We start from the raw sequence: 12642 nt of genomic DNA, 5'->3' as shown, positions 1-12642 counted from the left end.
TTCACCTCCTGCTTATGATGGATTATTTGCACCTGTAGCAGGCTTTTCTGTCGCTGGCTTCTGCCCCGCAGGTTGATTTTGAGCTGGTTTAGAAGGCTGAGTAGTACTTGGCTTCGCAGGTGCCGTTTGCGCCGGCGTGCTAGGTGAGGATGATTCATTTTCCTCTTCTGCTTGCTTAGCTGCTTCCTCTTCTTCCTTTTTAATCTCATCTTTGAACTCTGTAAGCTCTTGCTTTACCTCGTCTAGCTTTTGCTGACGCTCATCTACTGCCAAGTCATTATCAGACTTCAATTCACTTGTATACGTATTAAGCGCCATAATAATGAGATCTCGCTCATCAATGGTACGCGCTATATCAAGCGCTGCTTTTCCTTCTCCACGCCCAATGTAAATCCAGTAATTTAAGTAATCCTCGTCTGACTGAAGCGTAATGGCGTTTAAAATATTTGCCGTTGCTTCTTGTGGAAGATTTTTATTCATGACGTAGGAACGTGAAAGCTCGTATTTAATGAGCATCGGCATCTCATCCACATCATATGCTTCTAGAGCGTCGGCCACCGCGCTATAGTTTTCTTGGATAAATGCCTTGTTTGCATCCATAAATGCCTCTTGTTTTGGTTGTTGAAAAAAGAGAGCGTACACGATGTATGCGACAGCTGGAATGAGCAGCACGCTTAATCCAATCGTACTGTAACGTAGCCAGTTCCACTTCTTTTTCGGCATCCGAACGAGCGAACGCTCATGTCGATCAATTTGATCAATGCGCTCTTCTAAAACGTGTAAAAGAGACGTCGTAGTATCACATTCAATAATTCGCTTCGTATCTTCTGAAAGCTGAAGCGTTTTATGCTGTGTCAAATATTGAAAGAATGAATACTTCGTATCCACCGCTGCTGCAACGGTTGCTTTCAGCTCATTAAACAAGCGTTCCTCGTTTTTTTCATACGGTGGTAGACTCTCTTTCACTCCGTAATGAAGAAAAAATGGCTCCATTCCTTTATTAAACACAATGTTTTCTGGACAGACGACCAAATGCAAGCGCGTATACGCATGATCACGTACCTTTTCAACAAGCTGATGACCAAACATCCACCTTTGTAAGTCTAAGCGACCCTTTAGGGCTTGAAACGGCTTGTCCTGCTCTTGGGTATGTACGATCACACGGAGCTCGTTCTCATTTGTCACAATCTCTCTTTTAAAAAGAGGGTCTATTTCCTTCAGCAATTCCACCTCAATCGCTTGATCAAGTCGAATTTTCTCTCGTTGAAATGTGAAGGTGTAGGTGCCTTTTTCTTTTATAATTTCAGCATCTATTTGCTGTTCTAGATAAGTTGGTTTTTTCTCTGACATTCTCGCAGACTCCTTCACAGAATTTCAATGCAGTCTCCTGTCGTAATCCCACAATCGGCTAACTTCTCGTTTCCCGATAGCACCATCTGTTTGTTTGGAATTCGAACCCAGTATCCTTGACGAGGCAGACGGGCAATGCGGTTCGCTTGCCATACAATATCAATCATCTTTTTAATAGAATGATAGTTAGAGAGGCGTAAATCTAGGCGTTCTCCCGTGTAGTTTTTCAAATCAATCGTCACTTCTATATACACATTATCACCTCAAAACATAGAAGGAGCGCCTTCATCAGCTAAGAATTTGGCGCTCCTTTGACATTTCATTAGATTGTTAGATGACGTAATTAACCGCGAATTTGGCTCGCAATTTGGTTGTCAGTATCTTCAAGAACGTTAGCAGAGTCGCTTAATTGCTTCGCAATATCAGCTAATAAATTGTGCATTTGTACGAAAGAAGGCTTTAATTCTTCGTATTGTGCTGCGAACGCATCACTTGATGCACCTTCCCACATATCTTGAAGTTGGCTTTTCATTCCATCAAGACGACTAACTAATTCTTGAACATGACCACTTTCTGTATTGTAGCGACCTGACATTTCACGAAGTTCAGCTGGTGTTACGCGAATAATTCCTGACATTGAACATCTCTCCCTTATATGGATTTACACTAATTGTAAAAACTTTTTTGCCCGAGGTCAAAGGTTCTCGGCAAATATTCTAAAAATGAGAATATATGTCTACATATACCCCTAACATAAGGAATTAAAACCAAAAAAATCCATTAACTTTTACTTATTTACTTTTTTCTTTCTATGATAAACGTCACACAATGACAGAAAATTCAAAAATCTATTATATTCCTATCATTCTATAATATGGATATTTTGATTCTAGCAAAGAAAAAGCGCTGGCTTTGACAGCCATCGCTTTTACACTTGAAATCCAATTGTTGTCCATTCATCAATGACATCCCAAAATTCAATCCCATAGGTCGGCTGATCATCGTGGAACCATAGTGTTGCCCACTTTTGATGAATCTGGCTGTAATCTATTACAACATGATCACCCATTCCATTTGCAAAGAAACCAAATGAAGAAGAGAATTGAATAGCTAGTGGCTTCTCCAAATCATCTACTATTCCCCACTCATAGTCATCTAGATAACAAATTTCTTCGACAGGTACAAGTCCCATTGACTCGCTTGCATAATAGTAAAACCCGTTATGAAGTTCGTTATAAAAACGGATAACAGAAGCTGGAGTTTGGCTCCAATAGCGCTTAAGCTTATCGTTGTTGAAAGAATCAAACGGGTTTCTTCCCTCGTAGTAGAGAACCTCATTCGTTGGATTTTGAACACCATAAATAATAGAGTAAAATCCATTCCATTCAACCATTTCAATTTCCACAAGATAATCAGCTAGATAAGAAATCGTGATCGACATTTCCTCTGCCACCACGTTGTTCCAAGCAGCTAATAAGCGGGATTTCCTTTCAGAAAACGTGTCTGCTTGAAACACGCTTATCCAATAGTCTGGAATAGTAGAGGGAGATAAGTCAGCAATCTCCTCTTTGGTTAAAAGATTGATTCCCTTTCGATACTTTTGTAAAAACGTAATCACGTACTTCTTCCCCTTTCATACTAGATCGATGATTGGTGATTAATCGTACGATTGCTTCTACGCTTCATATAGCGCTGGAAATACGAGATTGAAATAATGAGCCAAAAGGCGCTAGCAAAATAAGCAGCTAGCACGTCGCTTGGATAGTGAACGCCTAGATAAATACGGCTAATGCCAATGGCTAAAATAAAAATGGTACTGAACGCTACTAACAATCCTCGCCCGAACTTCGTTGAGATATGACGCCATAGTAGAAACGATACGACTCCATATAAGGAAAGGGCGCCCATTGAATGACCGCTTGGAAAGCTGTAGCCTAGCTCTTCAATTAACCGATGAAACGTTGGTCGTTCGCGGTGAAATAATGCTTTTAATACTTGGTTAAGAATTGTTGAGCCTGCCATTACCCATACAAATAAAATTAATTCAAAGCGGTGGCGAAGCACCGTATAAAATAGAATAATAATGAGAAGCGAAAGAACGATGACCGTTGTAGTTGAGCCTAGCCATGTGAAGAACTTCATTATCGGTGTGAGAGCGGGATTTTCCAATCCTTGTACAAAGGAGATAATGGGTCGATCAAATGCCACAATATCATCTCGCCTTACGAAATAGGCAATTGATCCAAAGGCAATAATGGATAGTAAGCTAATGAGAAATGCTTTTGTTAATAAAAATTTTAGTTTCATATACGCGTTCCTTTTCTAATTCATTTTTTACCACTTGATTTCATTGACTATCATACCATTCTAGGCATATTTTGTGCATGTATGAACATGCTGTTTCTTTTACAGAACGCATGTATTTACGCCAAAAAGGTGTACAATAAGCTATATCGACTAACGGAAAGGATATGATGACCATGACACAAATCGATGTCCTCATTATCGGCGCAGGACCTGTTGGGTTAACGGCAGCCAATTTATTAACCAAACAAGGGATTTCCTGCATGATTGTTGATCAGCTAACGGAGCGTTCCCCTTACTCCAAGGCATTTGGTATTCAGCCACGAACGCTTGAGATGCTTCATTTATTGGGCGTATCAGAACGCTTTATTGACCGGGGCTATCCTGCAGCAGGTGCACGAATCCACTTTGGTCATCAGTCACCTGCCACAGTAGAGTTCGGCTCCCTTCATACACCCTATCCGTACATTTTCGTTCTGTCACAGGCAGAAACTGAAAACATTTTAGAAACCTATCTATCAGAACAAGGCGTCACGGTTCAGCGAAACACGTCCTTTTTTCATCTTGAACAGAACGATCAAGAATCCGTGGTTACTCTCCAACACAAAGATTCATTCTTTTCAATTCAAGCACGTTACGTTCTTGCCTGTGACGGCGCTCACAGCTCTGTTCGGGAGAAGTTGCGCGTTCCATTTAAAGGCTCTGCCCATCACGTAACGTATTTTTTAGGTGATGTAAAAGCAACTAACGTTCCTCATGACGGCTATTTAAATGCTTTTTTAACCGATAGCGGCGTTGGCTTTTGCCTTCCTCTTGGGAATGACGTAACACGACTTATCACCATAGATTCGACTCAGCAGCAGCGATCCCATCAACTTCCGCTCACCCTTGATGAATTTCAACAAAGCGTGAATCGAATTTTCCCGTGGAATATTACCATTCAAGAATCCACGTGGCTCTCACAGTTCGGCACCGCTGAAAAACTTGTTTCTTCCTATAGGAAAGGAAACGTCTTTTTTCTAGGTGACGCTGCTCATGTTCACAGTCCACTTGGTGGACAAGGGATGAATACAGGTATTCAAGATGCGGCAAACCTTTCTTGGAAACTTGCGTCGGTTTTAAAAGGGCATTCACCGTTGTCATTGCTAAATTCCTATGAAAAGGAACGACGACCGATTGCTCGGACGATTCTGCGTTCAACTACGATGGGGCTACGCGCTGCGACTCTTCAACACAAATTTGCTCGACAAGCGCGAAATAATGTGGGAAAAAGAGTGATTGGTACGTCAGTCGCACAAGAGCAGATTCTTGCTCGACTCATGAATCTTTCCTTTTCCTACAAACGATGCTACAAGACACTTCAAGACCCGCATTTGTCACGAACTAGCATACAGCCGGGAGACCGACTTCCTGATATGCGACTGCTACATCCGAATGGCTCTAGTGTCCGACTGTATGATTTACTGCAGAAATATGGCTTTCTTACACTGTTATATCGTGATGCTATCACTGACCAAGAACTTGGTGAAATTCAACATCTCTCTCATCGCTATCCCGGTCACGTGTCTGTCATCACCAAAGGCGGTCCTTCCAAAAAAGGCGTGTCACACTTATATGATGATAAACGAGCGCTTCATCGCTATGCAGAGCCGGGGTCTTATCTGCTGATTCGACCAGATGGTTACGTCGGTGTTCACGCTTCCTCTTTGTCTTTATTTAACGAGCAGTCTCAATTTTTTCTCACATAACAAAGCAGACAAGCGTAGTACGCTTGTCCGCTTCATTTTAGGGTATATGCCTTCAGCTGTTACATAATGTGCAGCTTTTTATTTCTCCACGTTTTCCCTCCGTTTTTCGTGTAAAGTAACGCTGTGTTTGTACATGCCCAGCCTTCCGTTACGCTATAAAAATGCAATCCTCTTGCTCCCTTTAATTTTTCATCATATTCCCACAAATCCCACTTCTGCATGCGCTGTTTGGAACGATATAGCACACCCATTTCACCGTCTACAATCCAGCCGCGATGAAGAGAAGAAAAGGACAGTGAAACCCCCTTCTTGCTTGGAATCATACGAGATACCTTCCATGTACGTCCTAAATCAGGAGAGGAGTAAATCATAATCCGGTAAATTCCGCCTATGCTTTCTTCGATAGGAATGATCAGCATATTATCGATAAAAAGCGGCTTCCGGGCATGATACATACCTGGACGATCTAAAGTAAAAAAACGAACCTGTTGCCACGATACCCCTCCATCCATCGTCCCATATACGAGATTTCGTGCTAACTCATCGTGAAGGGTAACCCAGCCATTTCTCTTGCTAACAAACTTCATACCTGAAATGTTACTCGGTAAGCTAGTTGAGCGAAGCGGACGCCAGCTTTTGCCGCTATTTTCTGTGTGATACAGAGATTGCTGATTCTCACCTTTCCCTGTCACTAGCAGCCAGCCATGCGTTGCATTTATAAACTCCATTCTCACCTTAACGCTTCCTTGCTTTTCCCACTCTTCACTGACGGGCACTTCATATTGCTCCCAACGCTCGCCTCCATTCGTTGTGTGCAATACAACCGCCTTTTCATTCATTCCATAAATCCAAGCAATGTGTTTACCGAACGGAAAGATTGATTTTATCTGTATTCCACTAGGCGTAATGGCTTTCCACTGCTCAGCACCATTATTTGTCCGAAACAAAAGACTTCCTTGCGTTTGATCTTTTATACTAAGCCAGCCAATTTCTCGGCTTTTCATTTGAACCCATTGAATCGAAAAGTGATTGGACATTTCATCACCACTTCTTTTAAAAAATAATTGCTTTATATGTATATGTTGCTGTTGTAAGCTTGTCCTCAGGCAACTGTCCCAATCTAGGCATAAATCATTCCAATAGCTTATCCTTTTGCACATATTCCCTACGCCAAAAAGACCATAATCACTTAGATTACGATCTTTTTCACTACGTTGTCCGTCTCTTCCGCAAACGGTGCATCAAGCTCATACAAATGACGGTAGCGTTCTTCACGTAACAGCGCTTGATGATTTCCTCTCATTTTTATTGCTCCTTCTTCTAAAAAAAGAATCTCATCCATCACATTCATGCCGGCTAAGTGATGCGTAATCCATACGACCGTCTTCCCTTGTAACACGTTAAAAATGGTGCGAAGCAGTTCCTTTTCTGTGCGAGCATCTAGTCCAACTGTCGGTTCATCTAGTATAACTACGGGCGTTTTCTGTAGTAAAAGGCGCGCTAAGGCGATACGCTGCCGCTCTCCCCCTGAAAAACGCAGGCCCGTTTCGAGCATAGAGGTGTGATATCCGTCAGGCAACGATGCAATATACTCATGCAGACCTACCTGTTTTCCTGCTTCATATACTTCTTCATCACTTGCTTTGGGATTTCCGAGACGAATGTTGTTTGCTATACTCGTATCAAATAAATGCGGCTGTTGATTCAGCACCCCAATGTACCGAGCAATTTCATCTACGTGATGAGTAGGAACATCGTTCAATAAGACACTACCAGTCATTGGCCGCTCAGCTCCTAAAAGTAGCTTCACGATCGTCGATTTTCCCGCACCGCTTTGACCGATGAGCGCTAGGTTTTTCCCGCTTGGCAATTCAAAAGAAACATCCTTTATTGTAAGGCGATCTTCATACCCAAATGAAACGTTCTGCATTTGAAGATGGATGCCGTCTTCTGTATTTATGATTGTTTTGCTGACTTCCTCCTCAGCTGCTGGCAATTGATTCAAACGATGGATCGAATTTTGATAAGTGGGAACGTCGCTCATCGCATCAGATAATGGTAAAAAGGCTTCCGCTAACGGAAAAACAACTAAAACGAAGGCCGCAATAAGTGTTTTTGACAGTTCACCCGTTTCGGCCTGCATCCCCGTCCACCAGAGCATCGTGACAACAAGAACACCTACGGTCAGCTGTGCGAAAAACGTTCGTGAACGAACAAAGCGTGTCTGACTATTTTCTAATTCCGTTAACATTCGGTCTTCTGCTTGAATCGATGACACAAATGATGCTTGACGACCGCTGAACGTCCAGTCGCTAATTCCTAAGATGCCGTCTGTTAACCGTTCGTACAACCCGTGACGACCTTCTTTCATTCGAACCTGCTTTGCTTTTACGACTAACAAGGAAAAGATAGGCAGCACGAGAACGAGAACCAGTCCGTATATCGCCATCAATCCAGCAAAAGGCCAAGAAAAAAAGCCGAGCAGCATAATGCAAATCATATATAAAAATAGCGCGGCAAGAGACGGAAAAATAGTTTTCACATACATATTTTGAATATGCTCAATATCATTTGCTAGCACGCCAAGCATCTCACCTGTTTTCACTCTCCGTTTCAGCGCATGCGGCGCAAGCAGGCGATACAGACGCGGACGCATACGAGATACAATGCTTAAAATAAGTCCATGGCTCGCTAGCCGCTCTACGTACCGAGACACCGATCGTAAAATCCCAAACGTCCGAACCGCTACAATTGGAACATATACGAGGAGAATATTTTCAGGTCGCATAGCTGACTTGGAAATGAGGTAGCCTGATGTAAACAAAAGTGCTGCCGTTGCTGCCATTGCGATCATACTAAGAATGAGAACAAATCCGAATAAGTACTTTTGCTCTTTGATATAAGGAATAAGCCAACCTTTCTCCTTCATCATACCGCCTCCATTTGCGCCTGAACGAGATCATAGTAAAAGCCTCGTTTTTTTATAAGTTCATCATGACAGCCAACCTCTACTACCTTACCTTTGTGAAGAACGACAATGTCATCCATCTGTCGCATCCAATGTAGGCGATGCGTTGCTAAAAGCACTAGTTTATCTTGAAAAAGAGGCAGCATTTTTTCTTTTAGCTCATACTCTGTTTCAATATCAAGGTGAGCGGTCGGTTCATCTAGTAAAAGAACAGGGCGATTTTCTAAAAAAGCACGAGCTAATGCGACACGCTGACTTTGTCCTCCGCTAAGCGCTCTTCCCCCTTCGCCTATCTTCTCCTGCAAACCGTTCGGAAGCTCGCGGACTACTTTATCTAGCCCCACGGACTGCACCGCTCTTTCAACCTCTTCCATTGTCGCATCTGGTGTATAAAAGCGCAGATTATTCAAAAGGGTGTCATTAAACACATATGGATGCTGCGGGATGTAAAGAAGCTGCTGCTGCCATCCGTCCTGCTGAAGATGCGTTAGCTCCATTCCGTTTATCACGATCTTTCCACTGCTCGCCTGTAAGAACCCACCTAGCAGCTCGATCAACGTCGACTTACCGGAACCGCTCTCACCAATAATTCCGATCGTTTTCTTACCTTTTAGAGTTAGGGTCAAATCCTGAAGAGACGGTACGACTGATTCTTCGTGCTGAACCGTCACATGACGAAGCTCCATGCTTGAATGATCTGACCACTCTCCCTTTACTGCGTTTTCTTTTACAAATCCAGGCTGTTGTAAAATGTTCATCATCGTCATCCCTGCTTCTTGACCGTTTAGCGTGGCATGATAATCGGTTCCTACCTCACGGACCGGCAGGAAAAACTCCGGTGCTAAAATAAGCGTGAGCAGTGCAGGATACAGTTCAAGATGACCATTAATAAGACCAAGCCCTAGAAAAACGGCAACGGTAGCAACCGCTAGCATCGAGAAAAAATCGAGCGCAAATGACGACAAAAAGGCAATTCGAAGCGTACTCATCGTTGCTTTTTTATACCGATCGCTCACCGCTGCGATTTGCTGTTCATGAGACTTCGAAAGACCAAGAAAGGTTAGTGTCTCTAGCCCTCGAAGTGAATCAACAAAGTGATTTGAGAGCAGGCGATAAGACGACCACTGGCGATCCGCTTTCTTTTTTGCTGCAAGCCCAAGCAATACCATAAAAAGAAGCAGGATAGGAAGCGTCACCGCTAAAATGACAGCTGATGTCCGGTCCGTTGTAAAAGTGAACAGCCCAATCATAAGCGGGAGCACCATCATATTCATAAACTTCGGCAAAAACAGTTCTAAATAACTCTGAACTTGCGGAACTCCCTCCATAGCAAGCGTTACGGCATTCCCCGTTCCCTCTTTTTTCGTAAAGCGTGGTCCTAATTCGAACAGCTTTGTTAATACACTCTCTTTGAGATTTGTTGTTGTGCGTTTCGCATAGCGATACACAATACGCTGACGAATCAGTGTAAGTGCGTGCCGTATAACAAATGCACCGAAGAACAAGACGATTTCTGTCCGTACATCCCAAACCTTTTCGCCAGCAAACAGACTAGAAATGGCTCCTGCAAGCCACTTGGCCTGCAGGAGAATGAATGCCCCTTGTGTGATCGTCATGAGAAATAGCACAAATAGGATTCGTTTTATACCATTGAATTGAAATAGTAGTTTACCCATTAGTAGATCATACCTTTTCCATCTACACGTTTTCGAAATACGTAGTAGCTCCATATTTGATAACCAAGCACAAATGGAAGTAGTGTGACCGCTACAATTGTCATAACCTTTAACGAATAATGACCGGATGAAGCGTTGTATACGGTCAAATTATAAGCACTTCCTAGCGAACTGATCATGACGCGTGGGAACAGCGCTGTAAAAATGGTCGTCACGGTTAGCACAATTCCAAGACCTGACATGATGAAGGACCATCCATCACGATGCTTTTTCAAGAATACAATCCCAAGTCCGTAGCACACCACAATAGCTGCAATGAGTGGAATGGTCACCCCTGGACGAACGGCGAACAGATCCGTCTCAACATACGATAAGCAAACAAACACAGCGAGGGATGCAATCACCACATAAACGACGGTTTTTGCCATATGACGAGCTCTTGCCTGCAATTCACCAACCGTTTTTAGCGTTAAAAACAAAAGCCCGTGAAGAAAACACAGTAAGGTAATCGTCACGCCACCAACGACGGAGTACACGTTCACATAGTCTGAAAAGCTCGCGTGAATGTTCATGTTCTCATCGATTGGCATTCCTCTTAACATACTCGTAAACAGTACCCCAAATAAAAATGGTGGCAGCAAGCTTCCAAGGAACACTACCCAATCCCATGATTTGGCCCAAGAAGCATGCTGTACTTTTCCGCGAAATTCAAAGGCAACGCCTCTTCCAATTAAAGCAAGTAACACAAAGACAAGAGGAATATAATAGCCGCTGAACATGGTGGCATACCAGTGTGGAAATGCAGCAAAGATAGCACCACCACCCGTCAAAAGCCACACTTCATTTGCATCCCAGAACGGACCGATCGTATTGATCATCATACGTCGTTCCAAATCATTTCTAGCCACAAAACGCGTCGCCATTCCTACGCCAAAATCAAATCCTTCTAGAAAGAAAAAGCCAATAAATAAGACCGCTACAAGAACAAACCATAATTCACTAAGTTCCATCACAAGTACGCCTCCTTATCAAACGGATCAATGGTTACAGGTGGATCGGTCGGTGATTCGTGACTCGCACCTTTTTTAATTTCGCGAACGAACAGATAAACTAAAACGACGGCTAATACCGCGTAAATCGTCGTAAAAGCGATAAGCGAAAAAAGAAGGCTAGCTGTTGAGACATTCGGTGAAACCGATGCTGCTGTTGTCATAAATCCAAAAACGGTCCATGGCTGACGGCCAATTTCAGTCATAATCCATCCTGCGGTATTTGCCAAAAACGGAAAGGAAATGAGCGCAACGGCGATTCGTAAAAACCACTTGCTGCTTTCGAGTTTGCGCCAGTAGCTAAGCAGTAACCCTACACCTGAAACGGCAATCATAAGAAGGCCTGCCCCCACCATAATTCGGAAGCTCCAAAAAGTTGTTTTTACAGGCGGAATATAATTTCCTTTTCCGTATTTTTGCTCATATTCTTTTTGGAGTGTTTTCATTCCTGGAACTTTTCCTTCAAATTTTTCATAGGCTAAATAACTAAGTGCATACGGTACGCTAATTTCAAATGAATTTTCCTTTTTGCTTGAATGAATAAGGGCAAATGCTGTCCATGATGCGGGATCTCCGCTGTCTTCCCAAAGCGCTTCGCTCGCTGCCATTTTCATAGGCTGTGATTCCATTAAATGCTTTGCTTGTGAATGACCGCTAAATGCAAGACCAAGTCCTGAGATTATTCCAATAACCATCGCGATCTGAAAAGATTGACGAAAAAAGGCCACTTCTTGTTTTTTTAATAACTTATAGGCGCTCACTCCACCGATAAAAAAAGCACCTGTAGCGAATGCACCGAAAATAACGTGTGGAAATTCTACTAATAGCTGTGGATTGGTGAGCAGTGCTAGAAAATCATTCATTTCAGCACGACCATTTTTTACGATAAAACCAACGGGTTCTTGCATGAACGAATTTGCTGCTAAAATCCAAAGCGCCGATAGCATCGTACCGATGGATACGAGCCAAATACATAATAGATGAACTTTTTTCGATAAGCGATCCCAACCAAAAATCCATAATCCAATGAACGTGGACTCCATAAAAAAGGCAAGGAGTGCTTCAATTGCAAGCGGTGCACCAAATACATCACCGACAAATCGTGAATACTCGGACCAGTTCATGCCAAATTGAAACTCTTGAATAATTCCCGTTACGACACCCACTGCAAAATTAATTAAAAATAAGTGCCCCCAAAACTTTGCCATTCTTTTGTAGATCTCTTGTTTTTTTACGACGTAGAGTGTTTCCATGATGGCTACTAAAAACACAAGACCAATCGACAGCGGTACGAAAAGAAAATGGAAAATAGTCGTTGATCCAAACTGTAGCCGCGCTAAAAATAAATCACTCATCTGCACGTCCCCCTCTTACACTTCATTTGTCATGATAGAAAGTCTTTGCTCAATACTTCACAAGTTGTTCATTTATTAATTTGCTCAACATTTCACAAATTAATCTGAGGAATAAAAAGTGTGTTTACACCATGAACTCACTTTTTTGGAAGCACTGGATATAACTTCTATATACCTATAATCTACTCCCAT

Annotated in this window: 11 protein-coding genes; 1 reads left to right on the top strand and 10 read right to left on the bottom strand. The window is 42.6% G+C overall.

The window, feature by feature from the left end:
* Positions 1 to 12: 12 nt before the first annotated feature.
* The 5 genes from essB to IE339_RS07665 form a co-directional block, all read right to left on the bottom strand.
* The gene (essB, locus tag IE339_RS07685; protein WP_242175270.1) at positions 13 to 1350 is read right to left on the bottom strand and encodes a type VII secretion protein EssB; all 1338 of its coding nucleotides are present in this window, start codon (positions 1348 to 1350) and stop codon (positions 13 to 15) included.
* Positions 1351 to 1364: 14 nt separating this feature from the next.
* Entirely contained in the window at positions 1365 to 1604 is a 240-nt protein-coding gene (locus IE339_RS07680; protein ID WP_053402964.1) for an ESX secretion system protein YukD, read from the bottom strand.
* 89 nt (positions 1605 to 1693) lie between these two features.
* Positions 1694 to 1987, bottom strand: coding sequence for a WXG100 family type VII secretion target (locus IE339_RS07675; RefSeq protein ID WP_242175269.1), 294 nt, complete (start codon positions 1985 to 1987; stop codon positions 1694 to 1696).
* 291 nt (positions 1988 to 2278) lie between these two features.
* On the bottom strand, positions 2279 to 2968 hold the full coding sequence (locus tag IE339_RS07670) for an SMI1/KNR4 family protein (RefSeq protein ID WP_242175268.1): 690 nt from the start codon (positions 2966 to 2968) through the stop codon (positions 2279 to 2281).
* Between the two features lie 20 nt (positions 2969 to 2988).
* Positions 2989 to 3657 (bottom strand): phosphatase PAP2 family protein, encoded by a 669-nt coding sequence (locus IE339_RS07665; RefSeq protein ID WP_242175267.1) that lies wholly within the window; start codon positions 3655 to 3657, stop codon positions 2989 to 2991.
* A 173-nt stretch (positions 3658 to 3830) separates the two neighbouring features.
* Here IE339_RS07665 and IE339_RS07660 point away from each other — a divergent pair, with 173 nt between their 5' ends.
* On the top strand, positions 3831 to 5402 hold the full coding sequence (locus IE339_RS07660; protein WP_242175266.1) for an FAD-dependent monooxygenase: 1572 nt from the start codon (positions 3831 to 3833) through the stop codon (positions 5400 to 5402).
* A 59-nt stretch (positions 5403 to 5461) separates the two neighbouring features.
* On the opposite strand, the gene IE339_RS07655 is transcribed toward IE339_RS07660, so the two are convergent.
* From IE339_RS07655 to IE339_RS07635, 5 genes are all read right to left on the bottom strand, one after another.
* On the bottom strand, positions 5462 to 6439 hold the full coding sequence (locus tag IE339_RS07655; protein WP_242175265.1) for a WD40/YVTN/BNR-like repeat-containing protein: 978 nt from the start codon (positions 6437 to 6439) through the stop codon (positions 5462 to 5464).
* Between the two features lie 152 nt (positions 6440 to 6591).
* Positions 6592 to 8331 (bottom strand): thiol reductant ABC exporter subunit CydC, encoded by a 1740-nt coding sequence (cydC, locus tag IE339_RS07650; protein WP_242176143.1) that lies wholly within the window; start codon positions 8329 to 8331, stop codon positions 6592 to 6594.
* On the bottom strand, positions 8331 to 10046 hold the full coding sequence (gene cydD, locus IE339_RS07645; RefSeq protein WP_242175264.1) for a thiol reductant ABC exporter subunit CydD: 1716 nt from the start codon (positions 10044 to 10046) through the stop codon (positions 8331 to 8333). Before cydD ends, cydC begins: the two co-directional genes overlap by 1 nt.
* On the bottom strand, positions 10046 to 11056 hold the full coding sequence (gene cydB, locus IE339_RS07640) for a cytochrome d ubiquinol oxidase subunit II (protein ID WP_242176142.1): 1011 nt from the start codon (positions 11054 to 11056) through the stop codon (positions 10046 to 10048). Before cydB ends, cydD begins: the two co-directional genes overlap by 1 nt.
* Positions 11056 to 12450, bottom strand: a complete 1395-nt coding sequence (locus tag IE339_RS07635) for a cytochrome ubiquinol oxidase subunit I (RefSeq protein WP_242175263.1) — start codon at positions 12448 to 12450, stop codon at positions 11056 to 11058. The genes cydB and IE339_RS07635 overlap by 1 nt, the downstream gene beginning before the upstream one ends.
* Between the last annotated feature and the right edge of the window lie 192 nt (positions 12451 to 12642).

This window comes from Priestia koreensis, from assembly GCF_022646885.1.
Lineage (GTDB): Bacteria > Bacillota > Bacilli > Bacillales > Bacillaceae_H > Bacillus_AG > Bacillus_AG koreensis_A.
The sequence above is the reverse complement of the archived record's forward strand: the minus strand, read 5'-3'. Positions and strand labels throughout refer to the sequence as shown.